Origin of the sequence: Stenotrophomonas nitritireducens, assembly GCF_001431425.1 — a bacterium.
In the GTDB taxonomy this organism is placed as follows: domain Bacteria; phylum Pseudomonadota; class Gammaproteobacteria; order Xanthomonadales; family Xanthomonadaceae; genus Stenotrophomonas; species Stenotrophomonas nitritireducens.
In genome coordinates, this window is the sequence record NZ_LDJG01000006.1 from 146,381 (window position 1) to 170,288 (window position 23,908).

General features: G+C 67.3%; 22 protein-coding genes and 5 tRNA genes. 23 read left to right on the forward strand and 4 right to left on the reverse strand.

The window, feature by feature from the left end; genetic code table 11:
- The first annotated feature begins 16 nt into the window (after positions 1 to 16).
- Both ABB22_RS05530 and ABB22_RS05535 read left to right on the forward strand, forming a co-directional pair.
- Complete coding sequence (locus ABB22_RS05530; RefSeq protein WP_055772003.1) at positions 17 to 1,366, forward strand: hypothetical protein; 1,350 nt, start codon at positions 17 to 19, stop codon at positions 1,364 to 1,366.
- Entirely contained in the window at positions 1,363 to 1,611 is a 249-nt protein-coding gene (locus ABB22_RS05535; RefSeq protein WP_055772000.1) for a hypothetical protein, read from the forward strand. The genes ABB22_RS05530 and ABB22_RS05535 overlap by 4 nt, the downstream gene beginning before the upstream one ends.
- Positions 1,612 to 1,644: 33 nt before the next feature.
- Here the strand turns inward: ABB22_RS05535 and ABB22_RS05540 are convergent, their stop codons facing one another.
- From ABB22_RS05540 to hemA, 3 genes are all read right to left on the reverse strand, one after another.
- Positions 1,645 to 3,345: an O-linked N-acetylglucosamine transferase, SPINDLY family protein gene (locus ABB22_RS05540; RefSeq protein ID WP_055771997.1), complete on the reverse strand. Its 1,701-nt coding sequence runs from the start codon at positions 3,343 to 3,345 to the stop codon at positions 1,645 to 1,647.
- A gap of 109 nt (positions 3,346 to 3,454) precedes the next feature.
- A complete protein-coding gene (gene prfA, locus ABB22_RS05545) occupies positions 3,455 to 4,540 on the reverse strand; it encodes a peptide chain release factor 1 (protein WP_055771994.1) in 1,086 nt (361 codons plus the stop codon).
- On the reverse strand, positions 4,518 to 5,801 hold the full coding sequence (hemA, locus tag ABB22_RS05550) for a glutamyl-tRNA reductase (RefSeq protein ID WP_055771991.1): 1,284 nt from the start codon (positions 5,799 to 5,801) through the stop codon (positions 4,518 to 4,520). Before hemA ends, prfA begins: the two co-directional genes overlap by 23 nt.
- Before the next feature lie 68 nt (positions 5,802 to 5,869).
- Between hemA and ABB22_RS05555 the strand changes: the two genes are divergently transcribed.
- The 8 genes from ABB22_RS05555 to ychF all read left to right on the forward strand — a co-directional run bounded on the left by ABB22_RS05555 (position 5,870) and on the right by ychF (position 12,757).
- Positions 5,870 to 7,558 (forward strand): tetratricopeptide repeat protein, encoded by a 1,689-nt coding sequence (locus ABB22_RS05555; RefSeq protein ID WP_055771988.1) that lies wholly within the window; start codon positions 5,870 to 5,872, stop codon positions 7,556 to 7,558.
- 20 nt (positions 7,559 to 7,578) lie between these two features.
- Positions 7,579 to 8,205, forward strand: a complete 627-nt coding sequence (gene lolB, locus ABB22_RS05560; RefSeq protein ID WP_235504340.1) for a lipoprotein insertase outer membrane protein LolB — start codon at positions 7,579 to 7,581, stop codon at positions 8,203 to 8,205.
- Positions 8,202 to 9,074, forward strand: coding sequence for a 4-(cytidine 5'-diphospho)-2-C-methyl-D-erythritol kinase (gene ispE, locus ABB22_RS05565; RefSeq protein ID WP_055771980.1), 873 nt, complete (start codon positions 8,202 to 8,204; stop codon positions 9,072 to 9,074). The genes lolB and ispE overlap by 4 nt, the downstream gene beginning before the upstream one ends.
- An 11-nt stretch (positions 9,075 to 9,085) precedes the next feature.
- A tRNA-Gln gene (locus ABB22_RS05570) sits at positions 9,086 to 9,162 on the forward strand.
- Between the two features lie 124 nt (positions 9,163 to 9,286).
- The gene (locus ABB22_RS05575) at positions 9,287 to 10,246 is read left to right on the forward strand and encodes a ribose-phosphate diphosphokinase (RefSeq protein ID WP_055771974.1); all 960 of its coding nucleotides are present in this window, start codon (positions 9,287 to 9,289) and stop codon (positions 10,244 to 10,246) included.
- A gap of 107 nt (positions 10,247 to 10,353) precedes the next feature.
- Positions 10,354 to 10,956, forward strand: a complete 603-nt coding sequence (locus ABB22_RS05580) for a 50S ribosomal protein L25/general stress protein Ctc (RefSeq protein WP_055771971.1) — start codon at positions 10,354 to 10,356, stop codon at positions 10,954 to 10,956.
- Between the two features lie 51 nt (positions 10,957 to 11,007).
- Positions 11,008 to 11,589, forward strand: coding sequence for an aminoacyl-tRNA hydrolase (pth, locus tag ABB22_RS05585; protein ID WP_055771968.1), 582 nt, complete (start codon positions 11,008 to 11,010; stop codon positions 11,587 to 11,589).
- A 76-nt stretch (positions 11,590 to 11,665) separates the two neighbouring features.
- Positions 11,666 to 12,757, forward strand: coding sequence for a redox-regulated ATPase YchF (gene ychF / locus ABB22_RS05590; RefSeq protein WP_055771967.1), 1,092 nt, complete (start codon positions 11,666 to 11,668; stop codon positions 12,755 to 12,757).
- Positions 12,758 to 13,043: 286 nt separating this feature from the next.
- Here ychF and ABB22_RS05595 read toward each other — a convergent pair whose 3' ends face one another.
- The gene (locus tag ABB22_RS05595) at positions 13,044 to 15,836 is read right to left on the reverse strand and encodes a TonB-dependent receptor plug domain-containing protein (RefSeq protein ID WP_055771964.1); all 2,793 of its coding nucleotides are present in this window, start codon (positions 15,834 to 15,836) and stop codon (positions 13,044 to 13,046) included.
- A gap of 239 nt (positions 15,837 to 16,075) precedes the next feature.
- Here ABB22_RS05595 and ABB22_RS05600 point away from each other — a divergent pair, with 239 nt between their 5' ends.
- The 13 genes from ABB22_RS05600 (at position 16,076) to rplL (ending at position 23,771) form a co-directional block, all read left to right on the forward strand.
- Positions 16,076 to 17,041: a cyanophycinase gene (locus ABB22_RS05600; RefSeq protein ID WP_235504347.1), complete on the forward strand. Its 966-nt coding sequence runs from the start codon at positions 16,076 to 16,078 to the stop codon at positions 17,039 to 17,041.
- A 147-nt stretch (positions 17,042 to 17,188) separates the two neighbouring features.
- The gene (locus tag ABB22_RS05605; RefSeq protein WP_055771961.1) at positions 17,189 to 18,208 is read left to right on the forward strand and encodes an isoaspartyl peptidase/L-asparaginase family protein; all 1,020 of its coding nucleotides are present in this window, start codon (positions 17,189 to 17,191) and stop codon (positions 18,206 to 18,208) included.
- 136 nt (positions 18,209 to 18,344) lie between these two features.
- Positions 18,345 to 18,430: transfer RNA gene (locus ABB22_RS05610), tRNA-Tyr, on the forward strand.
- A 27-nt stretch (positions 18,431 to 18,457) separates the two neighbouring features.
- Positions 18,458 to 18,531: transfer RNA gene (locus ABB22_RS05615), tRNA-Gly, on the forward strand.
- 37 nt (positions 18,532 to 18,568) lie between these two features.
- Positions 18,569 to 18,644 (forward strand) — tRNA-Thr (locus ABB22_RS05620).
- Positions 18,645 to 18,691: 47 nt separating this feature from the next.
- Positions 18,692 to 19,882, forward strand: a complete 1,191-nt coding sequence (tuf, locus tag ABB22_RS05625) for an elongation factor Tu (protein WP_057505099.1) — start codon at positions 18,692 to 18,694, stop codon at positions 19,880 to 19,882.
- Between the two features lie 107 nt (positions 19,883 to 19,989).
- Positions 19,990 to 20,065, forward strand: a tRNA-Trp gene (locus ABB22_RS05630).
- Positions 20,066 to 20,112: 47 nt separating this feature from the next.
- The gene (gene secE / locus ABB22_RS05635; RefSeq protein WP_055767450.1) at positions 20,113 to 20,520 is read left to right on the forward strand and encodes a preprotein translocase subunit SecE; all 408 of its coding nucleotides are present in this window, start codon (positions 20,113 to 20,115) and stop codon (positions 20,518 to 20,520) included.
- Between the two features lie 10 nt (positions 20,521 to 20,530).
- A complete protein-coding gene (gene nusG, locus ABB22_RS05640; protein WP_055767453.1) occupies positions 20,531 to 21,091 on the forward strand; it encodes a transcription termination/antitermination protein NusG in 561 nt (186 codons plus the stop codon).
- A 201-nt stretch (positions 21,092 to 21,292) separates the two neighbouring features.
- On the forward strand, positions 21,293 to 21,721 hold the full coding sequence (gene rplK, locus ABB22_RS05645) for a 50S ribosomal protein L11 (RefSeq protein ID WP_055767456.1): 429 nt from the start codon (positions 21,293 to 21,295) through the stop codon (positions 21,719 to 21,721).
- 4 nt (positions 21,722 to 21,725) lie between these two features.
- The gene (rplA, locus tag ABB22_RS05650; protein ID WP_055767459.1) at positions 21,726 to 22,424 is read left to right on the forward strand and encodes a 50S ribosomal protein L1; all 699 of its coding nucleotides are present in this window, start codon (positions 21,726 to 21,728) and stop codon (positions 22,422 to 22,424) included.
- A gap of 383 nt (positions 22,425 to 22,807) precedes the next feature.
- Entirely contained in the window at positions 22,808 to 23,341 is a 534-nt protein-coding gene (gene rplJ / locus ABB22_RS05655; protein WP_055767461.1) for a 50S ribosomal protein L10, read from the forward strand.
- Between the two features lie 64 nt (positions 23,342 to 23,405).
- Entirely contained in the window at positions 23,406 to 23,771 is a 366-nt protein-coding gene (rplL, locus tag ABB22_RS05660) for a 50S ribosomal protein L7/L12 (RefSeq protein WP_055767464.1), read from the forward strand.
- Positions 23,772 to 23,908 lie beyond the last annotated feature (137 nt).

Consider the following 23,908-nt stretch of genomic DNA (forward strand, 5'->3'; position numbering starts at 1 on the left):
AGGACGCACGACGAACATGTCCGATCCCCGAAACGGTCCGCCGCCGCTGCCCGGGTCCGTCCCTCCGCCGCCGCCCCTGCCGGCGGCGGCGCTGGACGGGCCGGGGTCGCCGCGGGATGTCCCGCCGCTGCCCGGCACTTTCCCGCTGGATACCGCGAACCTGCCCAAGGCCATCCGCGACGAAGTCGAGGCGCCCGATCCGGTTGCCATCGACACCTCGGCCACCGAGCTGAAGGACGGCCTCAACCGCTGTCCGAAATGCGGCGCCACCGATATCCGCCCACGTGCCGGAACCGACATGCTGGTGTGCCTGTACTGCCGCCATGAATGGGATGGCGCGCGGGTGGAGGAGGAATTCGGGCTCGGCGAGGGCATCGACCAGTTGCAGGGCACGGTCATCGCCTCCGGCGCGCGCGACATCGACGCCGCTGCCTCCGCGCTGATGACCTTCAAGTGCAGCGGCTGCGGCGCCGAGGTCACGGTCAATACCGAAAGCGCGATGACCGCGCGCTGCCACTGGTGCCGCCATGTGTTCGGCGTCAACGAACAGGTCGCCAATGGCGCGGTGCCCGATGCGGTGCTGCCGTTCCACATCCGGAAGGAAGATGCGGTCGCGCGCATCCGCCAGTTCGTGGACAAGCGCCGCATGTTCGCGCTCAAGGCGTTCAAGGAACAGTTCACGCCCGAGAACGTGGTCGGCGTCTACCTGCCGTACATGATCGTGGACAGCAATGTCAGCGCGGCGGTGGCCGGCAAGGGCGAGATCAAGACGCGCGAGTACACCCGCGGTACCGAGAAGAACAGGCAGACCTATTACGACGCGGACGTGTACCAGGTGGAACGGCAGGTGGATTTCACCGTCGACGACCTGCCGCTGGAGTCGTCCACCGAGCGTGGCAACCTGGACACGCGCGCCAATACCAACAACATCATCAACGCCATCCTGCCGTTCGACACCAAGAACGCGCTGAAATGGAACGCCTCCTACCTGTCCGGCTTCACCTCGGAGAAGCGCAATCTCGACGTCGAGAAACTGCGTCCGCGGCTGGAGGACCAGCTGCTGTCCATCGCGCGTTCGCAGGTGGAGCGTTCGGTGCGCCGCTACGACCGCGGTGTGCGCTGGGAGCAGGAGCAGCTGGATGTCCATGGCACCCGCTGGGTGTCGATGTACCTGCCGGTATGGCTGTATTCCTACCACCAGCCCGGCAGCAACGGCGGCATGCTGCACTACATCGCGGTCAACGGCCGTACCGGCGCTACCATGGGCAGCGTGCCCGTACAGCAGTGGAAGCTGCTGCTGGCCGCCCTGGCCACCGGTACCGTCGTCGAGGCTCTGGCAATTGCATTCCTGGTGGCGACGACATGAGCGACGACAGTGGACTATGGTTGCTGGCCGCAGGCCCGGCCGGCGCGACCGCGCTGTACTGGGCGCTGTACCGGTACTACCGCAATACCGACAAATCGCATGCCTTCGAGCGCGATACCGCCATCGAGGCCAAGCCGGTGACCGGCTCGGACACGCAGGTCGGCGAGACAAGAGGCACGCAGCAGCGCCGCATCGACGGCGACAACGTGGGCGACTACCGGCAGCGGGTGAAACGGCTGCGGTAGCTGTAACCCGTAGGTGCGGGGCAAGCCCCGCACCTACGGGCGTTGCAGGTCCTTCAGCAGGGCGGCGAAATCGCCCGCGAAGCCGGCCATGTCGAACAGGCTGCTTGTGTCGCGGGCTTCGGCCAGCCGCCGGCGGAGCGCGGCCAGTGCCGCCGGGTCATTGCCCAGCCGGACCGCGGTGGCGATGAAGGCCGCATCGTCGGCGACGTTCATGTCGTCCAGCCCGAGATGATGGTTGAGGCTGCCGGCCACGCGCGCGGCGAAGGTCCGGCCGGGCGTGGTCAGCACCGGGCAACCGGCCCACAGCGCATCCGAGGCGGTGGTGTGGGCGTTGTAGGGATGGGTGTCGAGGAACAGGTCGGCGTGCCGATAGCGCGCCAGGTACTGGGGGTGCGGCAGCTTGGGCATGAACACCAGCCGCGACGGCTCGATGCCCTGCAGGCGCGCGACCTCGCGCAGCCGCTCATCGGCCAGCCCCGGCCCGGAGAGCAGCCACAGCACGCTGCCGGGTACGCCGCGCAGCACTTCCAGCAGGCGCGCGACGCTGCGCGGGTTGAGCTTGTAGCTGTTGTTGAAGCAGCAGAACACCATGCCGTTGCCGCCCTGGCCACGTTCGGGCAGGCCGCATTCGCGGCGCGCGGGCGGCTGCTCGACCACGCGGGTGTTGTCTGAGGGCTGGAATGCGCGCGGCAGGCGCAGCACCTTCTCGCTGAACCCCGGTTCCAGCGCCGGCGGCAGCACGAAGCCGTCGGCCAGCACGAAGTCGATCCACGGCGCGCCGGAGGTGCCGGGATAGGCCAGCCAGTTGACCTGCACCGGCGCCGGCCGCATCGCCAGCACTTCCGGCGTGCCGCCGCCGCCCCAGCCGCGCAGGTCGAACAGCACGTCGATGCCGGCGGCGCGGATGCGCCCGGCGATGGCCGCATGCGGCATGCCATCGACCTCGTGCAGCGCATGCGCCGCCGCGTGCAGGCGCTGGCGGATGCGGCTGCCGTCGTCGCGGTTGAGCGCGAACAGGTGCACCTGCAGTCCGGCATGGGCGCGCAGCTGCTCGAACAGCGCCACCGTCAGCAGCCCGGTGGGGTGCGCGCCGAAACCGTTGGAGAGGAAACCCGCCCGCAGCGGGCCTTCCATGCGCGGTTGCGCCGGCGGCAGCGGCGGCGTGGAACCGGCAATCACCTGCGCGCGCTGGCGGGCGCATGCCAGCTGCTCGGCGGCGCTGGCATCCTCGCTGAGGAAGGCGAACGGCTCCACCGCCGGGTTGCTCTGCGCCACCGCGTCGCGGACCTGCCGCGACAACGCCTCCAGCCCGCGCCAGTCGCACAGCCGCCGTTGCCAGTTCAACCGCTGCGCCGCCATGTAGGCCTCTTCCGGCATCAGCGCGTGGGCGCGGCGGTAGGCATCGGCGGCCGCCTCGGGCTGCCCCGCATCTTCCAGCGCATGGCCCAGCCACAGCGCGATGCCAGGATGCTGCGGCACCTGCCGCGAGGCGTGGCGCAGCAGGTTGGCGGCCTCCTCGTGGCGGCCCTGCATCCAGCGCGCGCGTCCCAGCCGCGCCAGCGCTTCGGGATGATCGTGGCGCAGCTGCAGCGCGCGCTGCGCGGCGTGTTCGCCAGCGGGCAAGTCGCCCGCGCCCAGCTCGGCGTCGGCCAGCATCACCCAGGCGATGAAGTCGGCAGGCTGGCGCTGCACCGCGATGCGCAGCTGCCGGAGTTCGTCGTGGGGGCTGTTCATGCTGTGGCGTGACCCTTCGCTGCGGTATGCCTGATTCTGCGGCCATTCCCGCGCCCGTTCCGCGCACCACCGTGCCGATGCCGGCGGCGCGCATGGCGATGGGCGCGGCTCAGCTGCCTTCGGACAGCCGTGCCAGTTCGTCCACCTGGTGCTCGTGCAGCAGGCGGCCGACCAGGGCGTCCAGGTCGCCCTCGATGATGTTGGGCAGGTCGTACAGGGTCAGGCCCTCGACGCGGTGGTCGGTGATGCGGCCCTGCGGGAAGTTGTAGGTGCGGATGCGCTGGCTGCGGTCGCCGCTGCCGACCTGCAGGCGCCGCGATTCGGCCTGCGCCGCGGCCTGCCTGCTGCGCTCGGCGTCGAGCAGCTGTGCCTTCAGCCGCTTCATCGCCTTGTCGCGGTTGGCGTGCTGGCTGCGCTCGGTCTGGCATTCGACCACCACGCCGGTCGGCACGTGGGTGATGCGGATGGCCGATTCGGTCTTGTTGACGTGCTGGCCGCCGGCGCCGGAGGAACGGAAGGTGTCCACCTTCAGGTCGGCCGGGTTGATGGCGATGTCTTCCACGTCATCGGCCTCGGGGATGATCGCCACGGTGGCGGCCGAGGTATGGATGCGGCCCTGCGACTCGGTGGCCGGCACGCGCTGCACGCGGTGGGTGCCGGACTCGAACTTCAGCTTCGAGTATGCGCCGCGGCCGACCACGCGCGCCACCACTTCCTTGTAGCCGCCGTGCTCGCCGGGGTTGTCCGATTCGATCTCGACCTTCCAGCCCTGGCGCTCGGCATAGCGCGCATACATGCGGAACAGGTCGCCGGCGAAGATCGCGGCTTCGTCGCCGCCGGTGCCGGCGCGCACTTCCAGGAACAGGTTGCCCTCGTCGCGCGGGTCCTTGGGCACCAGCAGCAGGGCCAGTTCCTCGTCCAGCGCCAGCAGACGCGCCTGCCCCGCGGCGATTTCCTCTTCGGCCAGTTCGCGCAGCTCCGGGTCGGCGCGCATCGCCTCGGCCGAGGCCAGGTCGTCGCGGGCGCGGGTTTCGGCGGCCAGCGCGGCGGCGACCGGTTCGAGCTGGGCGAATTCGCGCGAATGGTCGCGGAAGCGCGTGTTGTCGGCGACCACCTCCGGGTCGGCAAGCAGGCGTTCCAGTTCTTCGCGGCGCTCGGCCAGGGCCAGCAGCTTACGGCGCAGGGTCGGCGTCATCGGTTCTTGCAATCGGGTGGTGGTAGCCCGGCACCGCCGGGAACAGGCGCTCGGCGGCTCGGGTCAGGTCGGCGTCGCCTTCCAGCGCGGCCTGCCGCAGCGCGGCGGTAGGCGGGTGCAGCAGGCGGTTGGTCAGGCCGTGGGCGAGCTGTTCGAGCACCTCGTCGGCGGTCTTGCCGTTGGCCAGCTGCTGGCGGGCCTTCTCCAGCAGTTCGGCGCGGGTGGCCTCGCCGAATGCGCGCAGCTGCTTGAGCGGCGCCTGCAGGTGGGTGGCGCGCAGGTTCTCCATGTAGCGGGAGACCTGAAGGTCGATGATGGTCTCGGCCTCGGCGGCGGCCTCGCGGCGGCTGCGGCGGTTTTCCTCCACGGCGCGCTCCATGTCGTCGACCGTGTAGAGGTAGGCGTCGGCCAGTTCGCCCACGCCGGCCTCGATGTCGCGCGGCACCGCCAGGTCGAACAGCAGCATCGGCTTGTGCCGGCGCGCGCGCAGCGCGGCGGCGACCTGCCGCTGCAGGATCACCGGCTCGCGCGCGGCGGTGGCCGAGAACACCACGTCGGCCTCGGCCAGGTGGCGTTCCAGTTCGGTCAGCGGCAGCGCCACGCCGCCGTGGCGGCTGGCCAGTTCCTGCGCGTGGGCGAGGGTGCGGTTGGCGATCAGCAGCCGCTTCACCCGCGCTTCGCCCAGGTGCCTGGCGGCCAGTTCGATGGTCTCGCCGGCGCCGACCAGCAGCACGGTGGAATCGTCCAGCCGCGCGAACGAATCCTGCGCCAGCCGCACCGCGGTCGAAGCCACGGATACCGGATTGGCGCCGACGCGGGTGTCGGTGCGCGCGCGCTTGGCCACCGAGAAGGTCTGCTGGAACAGCCGGTCGAGGTGGTTGCCGATCGCGCCGCTGTCATGCGCCAGCGACCAGGCGTCCTTCACCTGGCCCAGGATCTGCGGTTCGCCCAGCACCATCGAATCCAGGCCGGTGGCGACGCGGAACAGGTGGCGCACGGCGTCGTCGTCGCGGTGCTCGTACAGGTAACCCTGCAGGTCGCCGGCATGGCTTTCCAGCCAACGGGAAAGATGCTGGCCGTCCTCGGCCACGGCGTACAGTTCGGTGCGGTTGCAGGTGGACAGCAGCACGGCCTCGGCCAGTTGCGGCGACTGGCGCAGCGATGCCATCGCGCGCGACAGCGCGTCGCCGCCGAAGGCCGCGCGTTCGCGCAGTTCCACCGGCGCGGTCTGATGGTTCAGTCCGAGCACCCACAGGGTCATTCTGTTCAGTTGCTTGCGATAAGCTGCTGGCTGTTGATGGCCGCCATTTTACGGCCCGATTGCCGCAGATGCCCATTTCCAGACGAACCCGGCTGAATCGCACATGCAGCGTCCTGCTGCTCTTCCTGTCGTCGGCGCCCCTGCTGGCGGCCTCGCCGCAGTTGGCGCAGCGGGCGCCGGCCGCATCGCTGACGCCGGTGCTGGCCGGGGAGTTCTCGCTGCAGGCGGGCAAGCTGGCCGATGCCGCGCACTGGTATCTGCAGGCCGCGCGCGAAGGCGCCGGCGATGCCGGGCTGGCCGAGCGGGCCACCCGCATCGCGATGCTGGCCGACGACGAGGCCAGCGCGACCGAGGCCCTGGGGCTGTGGGCGCAGCGCGATCCCGGCTCGCTGGCCGTGCGCGGCACCCGCGCCTCGCTGGCGCTGCGCCAGGGCGATACCCGGCTGGCGCGCAAGGAGCTGCTGGCGGTGCTGCGCTCGCGCGAGCCGCAGGCCTGGCGTTACGCGGTACTGGCCCTGGCTACCGGTGGCCGCGATCCGGCGGCGCCGGCGAAGGTGCTGGATGAACTGGTCGATGCCGGCGCGATTCCCGACGATCTGGAAGCCTGGCAGGAGTTCGGCCGCCTGGCGTTGCGCATGGAGCGCCCGGAACTGGCGCGGCGCATGGTCGGCGAGGTGGTCAGGCGCTTTCCCGACGAACCGAGGGTAGCCCTGCTGCATGCCAGCCAGCTCAACCAGGCCGGCAAGAAGGACGAGGCGCTGGCGCTGTTGAAGGACATCGAGCCCAAGGCCGCGGGCGACGAGGAACTGCGCAACGCGCTGGCCTTCGCCTACGACGCGTTCGGCGAACCGGGCGCGGCCGGGCGGGTGCTCTCCATCGGCGAGCAGACCGTGCAGACCTGGGGCATGCGCGCCTCGCTGCTGGCCAAGCAGAAGGACGACGCGGGACTGCTGGCGCTGTACCAGGACATCTCGGCCAAGGCCGGCAAGCCCGACCCGGACCAGCGCCTGCTGCTTGGGCGGATCGCCGAGTACCTCAAGCGCTACCGCGAGGCGGTGGACTGGTACCACGGCGTGCCCGGCGGCCCGCAGCGCAGCGAGGCGCGGCTGCGGGCGGTCAATGCCCTGCACGAACTGGGCGAGAAGGCGCAGGCGGCCGACGAGGTCCATGCCATCCAGGCTGACGCCTCGGTGGACGACGACGTGCGCCGCGACGCCTACCTGCTGGAAGCCGAACTGCAGCAGCGCGACGAGCGCGACGATGCCGAGGTCGGCATCCTGACCCGCGGCCTGGCCGCCTACCCGGACGACAGCGCGCTGCTCTATGCGCGCGCGCTGGCCTGGGAGCGGCGCGACGACATCCCGCGCGCCGAGGCCGACCTGCGCAAGATCCTGGTCGCCGAGCCGGAGAACGTGGCCGCGCTCAATGCGCTGGGCTACACCCTGGCCGACCGTACGCGGCGCTACCAGGAGGCGCTGGAACTGATCGACCGCGCGCGCGTGGCCGAGCCGGACAACGCGGCCATCGTCGACAGCTATGGCTGGGTGCTGTACCGGCTGGGGCGCAACGAAGAGGCGCTGGTGCAGCTGCGCCGCGCCTGGAGCCTGAACAAGGATCCGGAGGTCGCCGCGCATGTCGGCGAGGTGCTGTGGGTGCTCGGGCAGAAGGACGAGGCGCGGCGCTTCTTCGACGAGGCCCGCAAGCTGGAGCCGGACAACCGCGCGCTGCAGCGCGCGATCGAGGCGCTTGGCGTATGACGGCGATGGTGTGGCGATGGATGGCGGCGCTGTTCCTGGCCGGCACGCTGGCGGGCTGCGGTTCCATGGCGACCCGGCAGGCGCCGCCGGCCGTGCAGGTGCATACGACCTCGGAGCCGGCCCTCGAAACGGCGCGGCTGGCGGTGCTGGATACCTTGCCGGCGTGGTCGTTCCAGGGCCGGGTCGCGATCAGCAAGGGCCGCAATGGCGGCAATGGCCGCATCGACTGGCAGCAGCAGGGCGAGGCCTACCAGGTCGGCCTGGCGGCGCCGGTGACGCGGCAGAGCTGGCAGCTGAGCGGGGGGGGCGGGCAGCCGGTGCGGCTGGATGGGCTGGAAGGCGGGCCGCGCAGTGGCACGGATGCCGGGCAACTGCTGCTGCAGGCCACCGGCTGGGACATTCCGGTCGAACAGCTGGCCGCGTGGGTGCGCGGCATGCCCGCCTCGGGGGCGATCGCACCGGCCTACCAGGGCTACGACATCGAAGGATTGCCGCGGGTCCTGGAGCAGGGCGGGTGGCGGATCGACTATCTGGACTGGTACCCGCCGGTCGAGGGCCGTCCGGCCCTGCCGCGCCGCATCGAGGCGGTCAACGGTGACGCCAAGGTGCGGCTGATCGTCGATGAATGGAGCATGGGCGGGCCATGAACACCGTCGTGGACGCGGCCGGCTGGTCGTACTGGCCGGCGCCGGCCAAGCTGAACCTGTTCCTGCACATCACCGGCCGGCGCCCGGACGGCTATCACGAGCTGCAGACCGTGTTCCGCCTGCTGGACTGGGGCGACCGCATCGGCCTGCGCCTGCGCGCGGACGGCCAGGTGCGCCGCGAAGGGCCCTCCGTTCCCGGGGTGGCCGAAGCCGACGACCTGGTGGTTCGTGCTGCTAAATCGCTTAAAGATGCATCCAATTGCGCCGAAGGGGTTGATATCTGCGTAGACAAGCGCATCCCCGCCGGTGGTGGCTTCGGTGGCGGCTCGTCCGACGCGGCGACCGTTCTGGTCGCGTTGAATGCGTTGTGGAAAACCGGCCTGGACGAGGATGCATTGGCGGCGCTGGGCCTGCGTCTGGGCGCCGACGTGCCGGTGTTCTTGCGCGGGCGCAACGCCTGGGCCGAGGGTGTGGGCGAACGGCTGGTGCCGCTGGACCTGCCGCCGGCCTGGTATCTGCTGGTGGATCCAGGGGTGCACGTGCCTACCGCCGAGCTGTTCCGCTCCCCGGATTTGACGCGGGATGCCGCGCCCGCGAAAATAGCGGACTTCGCTTCCGGGACCATCCTCGGAAATGCGTTCGAACCGGTGCTGCGATGCCGGGAACCCGCCGTAGAAGCGGTGTTCCAGGCGCTTTCGCGCGTCGGCCGGGCGCGGCTCACGGGGTCGGGAAGCGGTTGTTTCGTCGAGTTCGCCACGCGCGCTGCCGCAGAGCATGCCCTGGCGGAATTGCCGGACCAGCTGCGGGCCCGGGTAGTTGCCGGCGCCGCGCGCTCGCCACTGCTCGAGGCACTGGAAGCGATGCAGTGATGGATTGATGCAGGGGCGTCGCCAAGAGGCCCAAGGCACCAGGTTTTGATCCTGGCATTCGTAGGTTCGAATCCTACCGCCCCTGCCACTCACGCGAGTCTTCTCGCGAGCCCGCGCTTCACCCGTGCGGGAATTGAAGGAAAAGCCCGGCGCTGGCCGGGTTTTGCGTGACACATCCCCCCGCTCTTTCGCCGCCGCCCGAGAAAGCCGACATGCAAGACGCCCAGAACCTGCTGGTTTTTTCCGGCAACGCCAACAAACACCTTGCGCAGAGCATCTGCAAGGAGCTGGGCGTGCAGCCGGGCAAGGCGCTGGTCTCCAAGTTCTCCGACGGCGAGGTGCAGGTCGAGATCCAGGAGAACGTGCGCAAGCAGGACGTGTTCGTGGTGCAGCCGACCTGCGCGCCGAGCGCGGAGAACCTGATGGAACTGCTGGTGATCATCGACGCGCTCAAGCGCGCGAGCGCCGCGTCCGTCACCGCGGTGGTGCCGTACTTCGGCTACGCCCGCCAGGATCGCCGCATGCGTTCCTCGCGCGTGCCGATCACCGCCAAGGTCGCCGCCAAGATGTTCTCGGCCGTGCACACCGACCAGATCCTCACGGTCGACCTGCACGCCGACCAGATCCAAGGCTTCTTCGACATGCCCGTGGACAACGTATACGCCTCGCCGCTGCTGCTGGCCGACATCTGGCGCGCTTACGGCACCGACAACCTGATCGTGGTCAGCCCGGACGTCGGCGGCGTGGTGCGCGCCCGCGCGGTGGCCAAGCGCCTGGACGACGCGGACCTTGCGATCATCGACAAGCGCCGTCCGCGCGCCAACGTGGCCACGGTGATGAACATCATCGGCGACGTCGACGGCAAGACCTGCGTGATGGTCGACGACATCGTCGACACTGCCGGCACCCTGTGCGCCGCCGCCGCCGCGCTGAAGGCGCGCGGCGCGGTGAAGGTCGCCGCGTACTGCACCCATGCCGTGCTCTCGGGCCCGGCGGTGGACAACCTGAACAACTCCCAGCTCGACGAGCTGGTGGTGACCGACACGATCCCGTTGTCCGACGTGGCCCGTGTCTGCACCAAGATCCGCCAGATCAGCGTGGCCGAGATGCTGGCCGAGACGATGCGCCGCATCGCCTTCGGCGAGTCGGTCAGCTCGATGTACGTGGATTGATGAACCCCGGTTCCCGGCATGTCGCCGGGGCCGACAACGGCATTCCTGGTCGCGGGAATGTCTTCACCACGCACCGCCTGCGGTGCAACAACCAAGAGTAGTCAACAATGGCAAAGTCCCACGAAATCAAGGTCGCCCGTCGCGACGTGCAGGGCAAGGGTGCGAGCCGCCGCCTGCGTCACGCCGGTGTCGTCCCGGGCATCGTCTACGGCGGTGACCGCGAGCCGGCGATGGTCGAGTTCAACCACAACGAAATCTGGCTGGCCCAGCAGAACGAGTGGTTCTATTCCTCGATCATCGACCTGAACCTCGACGGCACCCTCTACAAGGTGCTCCTGCGCGACATGCAGCGCCACCCCTACAAGCAGCTGGTCATGCACCTGGACTTCCAGCGCGTGAACGAGAACGAAGTGCTGAACGTCTCCGTGCCGCTGCACTTCATCAACGAGGAGATCTCCCCGGCCGGCAAGACCGCCGACGTGCTGGTCACCCACGAGCTGAAGGAAGTGCACATCGCCTGCCTGCCGAAGGACCTGCCGCAGTCGATCGAAGTCGACCTGGCCGCCCTGACCGCCGGCGACATCATCTACCTGTCGCAGCTGAAGCTGCCGGCGGGCGTGGAAATCCCGGCGCTGAAGCTGGGCAAGGACCACGACGATGCCGTCGTCATCGCCAAGGCACCGACCGCCGGCGAAGAAGCCGCCGAGTAATCGGCCGGTTGCGTCCGCCCTTCCCGGGCGGACGCAGCCAACGGTGGACGCATGACTGGCTTGCGACTGATCGTCGGTCTGGGCAATCCCGGAACCGAACACGCCCGGACCCGGCACAATGCCGGGTTTCATTTCGTTGAGGCCCTGGCCGAGCGGGCGGGCGCGCGGTGGGCGCTGGAAGGCAAGCTTTTCGGCGAAGTGGCCAAGGCCGATATCGGCGGCCAGCCGGTATGGCTGCTCAAGCCGGCCACCTTCATGAACCTGTCCGGCAAGTCGGTCACCGCCGCGCAGCGGTTCTGGAAGATCGAACCGGAACAGACCCTGCTCGCGCATGACGAACTGGACCTGCCGCCGGGTACGGCGCGGCTGAAGTTCGACGGCGGCCACGGCGGCCAGAACGGCCTGCGCGACACCATCCGCCTGCTCGGGCATGGCAGGTTCCATCGGCTGCGCATCGGCATCGGCCATCCCGGCCACAAGGATCGCGTGGTGCCGTGGGTGCTGGGCCGTCCGTCGAAGGACGACGACGTGCTGATCGCGCGCGCCATCGACGACGCCATCGACGTGATGCCGTTGGCGGTGGACGGCGATTTCAACGAGGCCATGAAGCGGCTGCACACGGGCAAACCGTGATTGCGGCCTGCGCTTTCGCGCGCGGCGACGCCGCCGGAGAGCGCAGGCCGGAATCCCGAATCGTGGAGTTTGTTGCATGGGTATCAAATGCGGCATCGTCGGCCTGCCCAACGTCGGCAAGTCGACCCTGTTCAATGCGCTGACCAAGGCGGGTATCGCCGCGGCCAATTTCCCGTTCTGCACGATCGAGCCGAACACCGGCATCGTGCCCGTGCCCGATCCGCGGCTCGAGGCGCTGGCCGCGATCGTCAAGCCGGAGCGGGTGATCCCGACCACGATGGAATTCGTCGACATCGCCGGCCTGGTTGCTGGCGCCTCCAAGGGCGAGGGCCTGGGCAACAAGTTCCTGGCCCACATCCGCGAGACCGATGCCGTCGCCCACGTCGTGCGCTGCTTCGAGGACGGCAACGTCATCCACGTCGCCAACAAGGTCGATCCGATCGCCGACATCGAGACCATCGATACCGAACTGGCATTGGCCGACCTCGAATCCGTGCTGAAGGCGCTGGACCGCGCCAACCGCGCGGCCAAGGCCAACGACAAGGACGCGCTGGCGCGCAAGCCGGTGCTGGAGAAGCTTGCCGCGGCGCTCGACCAGGGGCGCTCGGCGCGTTCGGCCGGCCTCGACGCGGAGGAGAAGGCGCTGATCCGCGACATGTTCCTGATCACGCTCAAGCCGCTGATGTACATCGCCAACGTCGCCGAGGACGGCTTCGAGAACAATCCGCACCTGGATGCGGTGCGCGCCCGCGCCGAAGCCGAGGGCGCCGAAGTGGTGCCGGTGTGCGCGGCGATCGAGGAAGAGCTGTCGCAGCTGGAGGACGCCGATCGTGACGAGTTCCTCAAGGACCTCGGCCTCGACGAGCCCGGCCTGAACCGGGTGATCCGCGCCGGCTACAAGCTGCTGGGCCTGCAGACCTACTTCACCGCGGGCGTGAAGGAGGTCCGTGCGTGGCAGCTGCGCGCCGGTTCCACCGCGCCGCAGGCAGCGGGCGTGATCCATACCGACTTCGAGCGCGGCTTCATCCGCGCCGAGACCATCGGCTACGACGACTTCATCAACCTCAAGGGCGAGCAGGGCGCCAAGGAAGCCGGCCGCCTGCGCCTGGAAGGCAAGGACTACATCGTCAAGGAAGGCGACGTGCTGCACTTCCGCTTCAACGTCTGATTCCCGGCGCGATGCTGGAAACGCGAGGCCCCGCAATGCGGGGCCTTTGCGTATCTGGCGGGCGCCGCCACGCCGTGGCTGGCCAAAAATTCGACAGCCCAGGCGGAGCCTTTGCGGCGCCGCCGTGCGCGGGAGTTTTCCACAGGCTTTTCCCTGCCTTCTGCACATGTGCTGTGGAGAATCACGGGGGAGGTGTCGGGTGGCATCGATGGATCCAGCCGGTCCTCCGGAAACAACAGGGCCCGCATCGCGGGCCCTGTTGTTGCAGCTGTGAACGATCCGCGTCTTACAGCGGCTTGCCGCCCAGTTTCCAGGTGACCTGCACGAAGTAGCTGCGGCCGATCGCATCGAACCACGAGGTGTTGTAGTACGGGTACGCGGCCCAGGTCGCGTCGCGCGGCGGCATCTTGTCGAACAGGTTGTTGACCGACAGCGACACCCGCAGGTGGTCGTTGATGTCGTAGCGCGCACCGGCATTGAAGCGCCAGGTGGCTTCGGTCCAGGCGTCGTTGTCGTAGTTGGCGACGCGGCCCAGGTAATCGCCGAACAGGCTGGCGCCCCACTCACCCTTGTCCCAGGTCACGCCCAGGTTGGACTTGACCCGCGGCAGGGTGGTATCGCTGAAGCTCACCGACAGCATGTCCTCGGTCGGGTCGCCCGGGTACTGCTGGCGGGTATGGCGATGGGCCCAGGTATAGGTACCGGTGAAGCTGAAGTTGCCGGCCGCCGCGGTCTGCAGGCGGTAGTTCGCGGCCACGTCGATGCCGGAGGTCTCCTCGCGGGCGATGTTGATCGGCGCGAAGTGGACGCTGGTGATGTCGCCGTTGCTGTTGCGGATCACCCGTGCCATCGCGTCCACGCAGGTCGGCGAGGTGGGATCGACGGTCGCACCGGTGTCGGTCTTGCCGAGGCGGCAGTTGGCTTCGGTGATGCGCAGGATTTCGCGGTCCTGCGACTGCACCTGGTTCATCACCTTGATCTTGTAGTAATCCACCGCCAGGTCGAAGTTGGCGATGGGCGACCACACGAAGCCTGCCGTGAACGACTTGCTGGTCTCCACGTCCAGGTTCCTGTTGCCGGAATAGACATCGAGCGTATTGGTGTCCCAGTCGCCTTCGTCCCAGCACTCGCCGTTGCTGAAGCCCGGCTCGTCCTGGCGGCAGTGGTAATAGTCCGTCGAAGTCTTGCGGTAGTAGTCGTCGTCGGCGAACAGGTAGTGCATGTCCGGCGCGCGGAAGCCCGTGCCGTAGGAGCTGCGCACCAGCAGGGTATCGAGCGGACGCCATTCCAGGCCGGCGCTGTAGGTGAACTTGCCGGGATGCCTGTTGCCGAAGCTGTAGCGGTCGTAGCGGCCGGCCAGGCTGGCCTGCAGGTTGGAGACCACCGGCACACGCAGCTCGCCGGCGGCGCTCCAGCGGTTGCGGCTGCCGCTGCCGTCGCCGTACTGCGGGCCGTAGTAGGCGTCGGCGGTCAGCGCCAGCGGGTCGGGATGGATCGCATAGGACTGGCGGCCGTACTCGACCACGCCGGCAAAGCCGACGTCGCCGGTCGGCAGCGAGAACAGCGCCGGGGTGTCGGCGGTGAAGCTGACGTTGTCGTTCTTGGCTTCGGGATGGAAGGAGGACATCGCCGCGATGGAGGCGAACTCGGCCGGCGTCAGCGGCTTGAACAGGCGCGCCGGATCCGGGTTGTAGATCGCATAACCATCGTCGTCGTAGCCCAGCCGCTCGCCCAGGAACAGGCGGTTGGCTGCGTCGGCCTTGATGCGCGGCATCTTCACGTCGGCCTTGTACTGGGAGTGGTTGTAGGCGCCTTCCCAGTTCCAGTTGTCGCCGAGCATGCCCTTCAGGCCCGTGGTCACCGCCAGCGTCTTCTGCGTGGTGGTGTTCATGCGGTTCTTCAGGCCGCCGACTTCCTCGGGGCCGAACTGGCGCCTCCAGATTTCATAGTGCCCGGTGCCGGCGTTGTAGAACACCTTGTCGTTGTTGTCGGTCGAGGCCGGGTCGTGGAACTCCCAGCCCATGTTGTCGCTGGGGTAGGAGCTGGTGCCGTTGCCGGTCATCAGCTTGACTTCCTGGCGGCCGAGCTGGACGTCGGCGAACCAGGACAGGTTGTCGTCGAAGCGATACTCGAACGAGCCATAGGCGGTGGCGCCCTTGCGCTCGTTGTTGATGGTGCGCTGGGCGGTGATCCGCTCGCTGCCGCAGTAGGGCTCGCCGTAGCGGTCCAGGGCCAGGTGGGTGGTGCCGCTGTTCAGGCCCGCCAGTGCGGAGCAGTCGCCTTCCGGATCGAGCGCGACGTCCTCATCGACGTCATAGCGGCGGGCGACCAGGGTCGGCAAGCGGCTGCGTGAGGTCGGGCCGTCGAGCGTGGAATCCTGCACCTTGCGCTGGGTGCCCCACACCGGGTGCTTGTCCATCAGCTCCACGCCGACGATGCCGCTGAAATTGCCCTGTTCGAAGCCGGTGGTCAGGGTCAGGTCGTGGGACTCGCCGCCGCCGCGGCTGGTGTCGCCATAGCGGTAGTCGATGGTGGTGCCGTCGGTGGACTTCTTGAGGATGAAGTTGATCACGCCCGCCATCGCGTCCGAGCCATAGACGGCCGAGGCGCTGCCGGTCAGCACTTCGATGCGGTCGATCATCCCCAGCGGGATGTTGCCGATGTCGGTGAAGTTGCTCTTGCCGTTGAGTGGCAGCGGGAAGTCGGCGATGCGGCGGCCGTTGATCAGCACCAGGGTGTGGTTCGGGCCGAGGCCGCGCAGGTCGACAGCCTGTGCACCAGGGGTCGACTGGGCGCCGGTGGTGTTCTGCTGGCCCTGGGTGTAGCCGTTGTTCTGGCTGAGGGAGCGCAGCACATCCGGCACGCTGGTGAAGCCGGCCGCCTTGATCTGCTCGGCGTTGACCACCGTGACCGGCGCCGGGCCCTCCACCTGCGCGCGCGGGATGCGCGAGCCGGTGACCTGTACGGTATCCAGTTGCTTGGTTTGATCGTTGTCGGTGTTCTGGGCCAAGGCCATTGCGGGGGCGGCCATGCCAAGCAGGGCCAACTGGATCGAACACACCATTGCGTGTCTGCGCATGAATCAGGTCTCTGCTGAAAGTGTTCCGGAAAGTGTCTGGCCGGCCCGCGTGAGCGCCGGGAGCCCCGGATAAAACGTGAATGGGGGCGCGATCATCTAACACCTTTTTTACACGCTTGACCACTGCCGGAAAGTCTGGCATTACGGCATGGAAGCGATTACATGTTGTCCTGGAGAGCGGTATGAAGCGGATGGTTTCCCGATGCGGGCGGTTGGCCCTGGTGCTGGTGGCGCTCGGCATGGCGGGCGGCGCGGTCGCCGCGGGCGGCAGGGGGCTGTCGGATCCGGGCTACCGCTATTACGAAGTGGGGAATCCCGATGCCCAGCGTCCCGGCCAGACCCAGGCGGCGATGATGCTGATGGGCGGCGGCGACTGGGTTCCCGAAGCCTTCCATTGGTGGGTCGAGCGTGCCGGCAACGGCCGCGTGGTGATCCTGCGCGCCTCCGGCGACGACAATCTGCAGAACGAGCTGTATTACGACATCGGCGGTGTCACGTCGGTGCAGACCCTGGTGTTCGACAGCCGCAAGGCGGCCGACGATCCGGCCGTGCTGCGGGTGGTGCGGGGTGCGGATGCGATCTTCATCGCCGGCGGCGACCAGTCCCGCTACATCCGTTTCTGGAAGGGGACGGAGTTGAACCAGGTCCTCAACGAGCACGTCGCCGCGGGCAAGCCGATCGGTGGTACCAGCGCCGGCCTGGCGATCCTGGGCGGCTACAGCTATGGCGCCCTGGATGGCGGGAGCGTCAATTCGCCGGCCGCGTTGAGCGATCCGATGGGCAGCAAGGTCACGATGGACCAGGATTTCCTGACCATGCCCTATCTCTCCAATGTCGTTACCGACACCCACTTCGCCAAGCGCGAGCGGCTCGGCCGGCTGATCGTGTTCGTCGCGCGCGCCGCGCAGGAAAAAGGCCAGGACGACATCGTCGGCATCGGCGTGGACGAGGACACCGCGCTGTGCGTGGAGGCGGATGGCCGTGGCCGCGTCTATTCGCTCGACGACGGCTATGCCTGGCTGGTGATGCCGCACCGCACCGCCGACCGCCTGAGCAGCGGCGAATCGCTGGAGTTCAGTTCCATTCCGGTGACCGGGGTGGGGGCGGGCAGCCGCCTGCACCTTGCTGGCTTCACGGTCGACAATCCGGCATTCACCGCCGTGGCCAGCGTGGTGGACGGCGAGCTGGAGCTGCAGCCGGATTGATCTGACGGCGGCTGATCGCAGGCAGGGAAGGGGCTTCGGCCCCTTTCTGCGTTTCAGTGGCGTTGCCGCGCGCGTCCGCACCGGCAGCGTCTGTTCAGATCGGCGATGGCGTGCCTAGAATCGGGCACCTTTCCAGAGTGAAGAAACATGAAGCTGACTTCCGCGGTATTGCTGGGCCTGGCGTCGTTGTCTTCCGCGGCGGCGGTGGCGGCGCCCGCCTCGCCCCTGCTCGTGATCCATGGCGGAGCCGGCGTGGAGCGCCAGGATCTCAATCCGGAAGAGGTGCGTGCCGCGCGCGCGGCGCTGGAAGCCGCCCTGCGCAAGGGGCACGAGGCGCTTGCTGCCGGCAAGCCTGCGATGGACGCCGTGACCGCCGCGATCACCGTGCTGGAGAACGATCCGACCTTCAATGCGGGGCGCGGTGCGGTCTTCACCCATGACGGCAAGAACGAGCTCGATGCCTCGCTGATGGATGGCGCCACGCTGCGCGCCGGCGCCGTGGCCGGCGTGCACACGATCAAGAACCCGATCCTGCTGGCCAGGGCGGTGATGGAGCATTCGCCGCACGTGATGATGATCGGGCAGGGCGCGGAGATGTTCGCCGCCGAACAGAAGATCGAGCAGGTGGATCCTTCGTATTTCCGCACCGAGAAGCGCTGGCAGCAGCTGCAGCGCGCCTTGAAGGAAGAGGCGGCCGGCCAGGCGCACGCCGACCTGGAGACTGCCAAGCACTTCGGTACCGTCGGCGCGGTGGCGCTGGATGCGCAGGGCAAGCTGGCCGCGGGTACTTCCACTGGCGGCATGACCAACAAGCGCTACGGGCGCGTGGGTGATTCGCCGATCATCGGCGCCGGCACCTATGCCAGCGACAACTGCGCGGTGTCCGGCACCGGCTGGGGCGAGTTCTACATCCGCCTGGCCGCGGCCCACGAAATCTGCTCGCGCATGAAGTACCTCGGCGAAACCCCGGCGCAGGCCGGCGAGGAGGTCATCGTCAAGCGCCTGCCGGAGCTTGGCGGCGACGGCGGGGCGATCGTGCTGGCGGCCGACGGCAAGGCGGCCACGCCTTTCAATACCGAGGGCATGTACCGCGGCTGGATCGGTGTCGATGGCGTGCCGCACGTGGCCATCTTCGCGGACGAAAAGCTGAAGATGCCGGGCGAGTGAAGGCGCGGCGGAGGCGGGGAGTGGAATTTTCGCGGAATGTGAAAATTTCTGTTGACAGCATCATGCGTCATCACCAGAATAGCGGGCTCTCCCACCCCTGACCGGTTAGGCCAAGGTCATCAAAAAGGGGTGGAGCGGAGGGATACCCAAGCGGCCAACGGGGGCAGACTGTAAATCTGCTGGCTTACGCCTTCGGTGGTTCGAATCCACCTCCCTCCACCAGTTTCATGTTGTGGCGTTGTTCCCGGTGCGGGAGTAGTTCAATGGTAGAACCTCAGCCTTCCAAGCTGATGGTGCGGGTTCGATTCCCGTCTCCCGCTCCATTGAACGAAATTGAAAACATGCCATAATACAAAACTCGCTCACGTAGCTCAGTCGGTAGAGCACCTCCTTGGTAAGGAGGAGGTCGAAGGTTCGATTCCTTTCGTGAGCACCATCTTGCTCAAAGCGCCATAACCAACCTGTTACCGAGAAGAAGCCGCCATGTCCAAGGGTAAGTTCGAACGTACCAAGCCGCACGTCAACGTCGGCACCATCGGCCACGTCGACCATGGCAAGACCACGCTGACCGCCGCGCTGACCAAGATCGGTGCCGAGCGCTTTGGCGGTGAGTTCAAGGACTACTCCTCGATCGACGCTGCGCCGGAAGAAAAGGCGCGCGGCATCACGATCTCGACCGCGCACGTCGAGTACGAATCCGACAGCCGCCACTACGCGCACGTCGACTGCCCGGGCCACGCCGACTACGTCAAGAACATGATCACCGGTGCCGCGCAGATGGATGGCGCGATCCTGGTGTGCTCGGCCGCTGACGGCCCGATGCCGCAGACCCGCGAGCACATCCTGCTGTCGCGCCAGGTCGGCGTGCCGTACATCGTCGTGTTCCTGAACAAGGCCGACATGGTGGACGACGCCGAGCTGCTCGAGCTGGTGGAAATGGAAGTGCGCGAGCTGCTGAGCAAGTACGACTTCCCGGGCGACGACACCCCGATCATTTCGGGTTCGGCCCGTCTGGCGCTGGAAGGCGACCAGAGCGACATCGGCGTGCCGGCGATCCTGAAGCTGGTCGACGCGCTGGACAGCTGGATCCCGACCCCGGAGCGTGACGTCGACAAGCCGTTCCTGATGCCGGTGGAAGACGTGTTCTCGATCTCGGGCCGCGGCACCGTGGTGACCGGCCGTATCGAGCGCGGCGTGATCAAGGTGGGCGAGGAAATCGAGATCGTCGGTATCCGTCCGACCCAGAAGACCACCGTGACCGGCGTGGAAATGTTCCGCAAGCTGCTGGACCAGGGCCAGGCGGGCGACAACGCGGGCCTGCTGCTGCGTGGCACCAAGCGTGACGACGTGGAGCGCGGCCAGGTTCTGGCCAAGCCGGGTTCGATCACCCCGCACACCGAGTTCGAAGCCGAAGTGTATGTGCTGTCGAAGGACGAGGGCGGCCGCCACACCCCGTTCTTCAAGGGCTACCGTCCGCAGTTCTACTTCCGTACCACCGACATCACCGGCGCCGTGCAGCTGCCGGAGGGCGTCGAGATGGTGATGCCGGGCGACAACGTGAAGATGTCGGTCACGCTGATCAACCCGGTGGCGATGGACGAAGGCCTGCGCTTCGCGATCCGCGAAGGCGGCCGTACCGTCGGCGCCGGCGTGGTTGCCAAGATCGTCAAGTAAGCCTGCAGTACCCGGCGGTAGTTGAGTCTGCCGCTGGTACGCGAATGGCGGGCCGGGAACCTCGGTCCGCCTTCGCCGTCTAAGGGACGTGAAACAAGCCAAGTCATACGCCAGTAGCTCAATTGGCAGAGCAGCGGTCTCCAAAACCGCAGGTTGGGGGTTCGAGTCCCTCCTGGCGTGCCACTTGCCACCTATCCAGTGACCTTGGTCGCGCCCGCAGCAAGAGTCGGATGAACAGCAAGATCGAGCATTCCAAGAGCGCCGCTTCCGGTGGCGATATGGTCAAGTACGTCGGCGCCGCCCTGCTGGTGCTAGCGGGCTTGTTCGTCTGGTTCTGGTTCTCCACTCCGGTGCGCTCGGCTCAGCTGGGCGCGTGGGCGGGTCAGTTGCGTGCGCTGGCCGTGATCGTCGGCCTGGTTGCCGGTGGCGCGTTGTTCATGTTCAGCGCCAAGGGCCATCAGGTCCGCGAATTCCTTTCCGAATCCCGTTTCGAACTGCGCAAGGTCGTGTGGCCGACCCGCCAGGAAGCCATCCGCATGACCTGGGTGGTGATCGTGGTCGTGATCGTGCTGAGCCTGCTGCTGGGTGGTTTCGACTTCGCGATCCAGAAGTTGACCCAGTGGTTCCTGGGGCGTTGAGGAGATAACAGTGAAACGTTGGTACGTCGTCCACGCCTATTCGGGCTTCGAGAAGTCGGTGGCCCAGGCCCTGCGTGACCGCATCGCCCGCGAGGGCATGGAGGAGCGTTTCGGCGACGTCCTGGTTCCGACCGAGGAAGTGGTGGAAATGCGTTCCGGCCAGAAGCGCCGTTCCGAGCGCAAGTTCTTCCCGGGTTACGTGCTGGTCCAGATCGAGACCCACGAGGAAGCCGGCATTCCGCGCATCGACAACGAAAGCTGGCACCTGGTCAAGGAAACCCCGAAGGTGATGGGTTTCATTGGTGGTACCGCCGACCGTCCGCTGCCGATCCGCGACGACGAAGCTGCCGCCATCCTGGATCGTGTCCAGGAGGGCGTCGAGAAGCCGCGTCCGAAGGTGCTGTTCGAGCCGGGCCAGATGGTCCGCGTCACCGAAGGCCCGTTCAACGATTTCAACGGCGTGGTCGAGGAAGTCAACTACGAGAAGAGCCGCCTGCGCGTTTCGGTGCTGATCTTCGGTCGCGCCACCCCGGTCGAGCTCGAGTTCGGCCAGGTCGAGAAGGCGGTCTGATTTCTGCCGCCAACCTGTTCAGGTTGGCGCTGAAAAAACTGCTAGAATTGCCGGCTCCCTGCGAGGGGCTGAAACCAAAGGCTGCCGAGAGGTGGCCTTTGGCGCGATTCCAGGATTTCAAAACGCGATGCCGGGACGCGTGATTCCCGGTCCGATGGGGAGCCTGTTGTCGCAAGGCGCTAGCACCCGGAGAGCACTCAAATGGCAAAGAAAGTTGTCGGTTACATCAAGCTGCAGGTGAAGGCCGGTCAGGCCAACCCCTCGCCGCCGGTCGGTCCTGCGCTGGGTCAGCGCGGCCTGAACATCATGGAATTCTGCAAGGCCTTCAACGCCGCCACGCAGAAGCTGGAGCCGGGTCTGCCGGTGCCGGTGATCATCACGGCCTACTCGGACCGTACCTTCACCTTCATCACCAAGAGCACCCCGGCCACCGTGCTGCTCAAGAAGGCGGCGGGCATCACCTCGGGCTCCAAGCGCCCGAACACCGACAAGGTGGGCAAGGTCACCCGCAAGCAGCTGGAAGAAATCTGCAAGGCGAAGGAGCCGGATCTGACGGCTGCCGACCTGGACGCCGCCGTGCGTACGATCGCGGGCTCGGCCCGTTCCATGGGCCTTGTGGTGGAGGGTTAATCTGATGGCACAGACCAAGCGTGAGAAGGCCATCAAGGCCGCCGTCGTCCCGGGCAAGACCTATGCCTTCGAGGACGCGATCAACATCCTGAAGACCGTTGCCAAGGCCAAGTTCGTCGAGTCGATCGACGTGGCCGTGCGCCTGGGCGTGGATGCGAAGAAGTCCGACCAGCAGGTGCGCGGTTCGACCGTGCTGCCGGCCGGTACCGGCAAGTCGGTCCGCGTCGCCGTGTTCGCCCCGGCCGGTGCCAAGGCTGACGAAGCCCTGGCCGCTGGCGCCGAAGCCGTCGGCATGGACGACCTGGCCGAGAAGATGCAGGCCGGCGATCTGAACTACGACGTCGTCATCGCGACCCCGGACGCCATGCGCGTCGTCGGCAAGCTGGGTACCGTGCTGGGCCCGCGCGGCCTGATGCCGAACCCGAAGGTCGGCACCGTTTCCCCGAACCCGGGCGAAGCCGTGAAGAACGCCAAGTCGGGCCAGGTCCGTTACCGCACCGACAAGGCCGGCATCATCCACTGCACCATCGGCAAGGCCAGCTTCGACAACGCCGCGCTGCAGTCGAACCTGCAGGCGCTGCTGCTGGACCTGATCAAGGCCAAGCCGGCCACCTCGAAGGGCACCTACCTGCAGAAGGTTTCGGTCAGCTCGACGATGGGCCCGGGCGTCACCGTCGACCAGTCGTCGCTGACCCTGAAGTAATTGTTTCAAGCGGACACGGCACCCTGGTGTCGTGTCCGTCATTTTGAAGGCGCCGAGCCGGCCTGTCCGGCCCGGTAGCCGTCAAAGACCGCAGGCGCGGTCAGCGCATACCGGCGACGGGCAGGGAAGCTCGATCTGGCAAGGAGTCGCCGCCGGCATAGCGGGATCGCTTAATCGATTCCCCGGGAATCACCCTGCGTAGATGGTGCCGCCCTTCTGGAGTTTTCTGGTTCACGCAGGTCTGGGATTCCCGGGTCGGCACACTCCAGGTCTGGAATGGCCACCACCGGAGCGTCACCCCGATGCTCCCGGCGTCCAGGACGGATGCCGCACAGGACCGCAAACGGCAGGAGCCGTAAGCGGAGTTCAATTGGAGGAGTGCAATGGCTCTCAATCTGTCCCAGAAGCAAGAAGTAGTCGCCGAACTGGCAGACGTCGCCGCCAAGGCCCACTCCTTGATCGCAGCCGAATACGCTGGCACCACGGTCGCCCAGATGACCGCGATGCGCAAGCAGGCCCGCGAAACCGGTGTTTTCTTGAAAGTTGTCAAGAACACGCTGGCCGCGCGCGCCGTCGAAGGCACCGATTTCGCAGTCGCTAAGGACCAGATGGTCGGTCCGCTGCTGTATGCGTTTTCGCTCGAGGAGCCCGGCGCTGCCGGTCGCCTGATCAAGGATGCCGCCAAGGGCAATGACAAGCTGCAGGCGAAGATCGTGGCCGTGGGTGGCGAAGTCTACCCGGCGAGCCACGTCGACGTGCTGGCATCGCTGCCGACCCGTGATCAGGCCCTGGCCATGCTGGCCCGCGTCCTGACCGAGCCGGTCACCATGTTCGCGCGCGCCGTCAAGGCTGTTGGTGAGAAGCAGAACGGTGGGGCGGCTGTCGAAGCTGCCGAGCCGGCCGCTGAAACCGCCTGAGTTCGACGTTTCCGTGGTTCCTTTCGGAACCTCAAATCCAGAATATTTTCAAAAGGTAATCAAAATGTCCCTTACCAACGATCAGATCGTCGACGCAATCGCCGAAAAGTCCCTGATGGAAGTGATGGAGCTGGTCAAGGCCATCGAAGAGAAGTTCGGCGTGTCCGCCGCTGCTCCGGTTGCCGTTGCCGTTGCCGGTCCGGCTGCTGTTGTTGAAGAGCAGACCGAGTTCAACGTCATCCTGAAGGATGCCGGCGCCAAGAAGGTCGAGGTCATCAAGGCCGTCCGCGCCATCACCGGCCTGGGCCTGAAGGAAGCGAAGGATCTGGCCGAGGCCGGTGGCGTCGTGAAGGAAGGCGCTTCGAAGGAAGACGCCGAGAAGTTCAAGAAGGAACTGGAAGCCGCCGGCGCCACCGTCGAGCTGAAGTAAGCAGTTCCCTTGCGTCGCCATCGAATCACGGCGATGCAGCCAAGGCTGGGGGCCTAAAGCCCCCGGCCTTTGGTCGTTGTAGAGCCGGGCCCTGCCCGGTGTGGTGACAAGCCCAACACGGGCTGCGTTCCAACCCC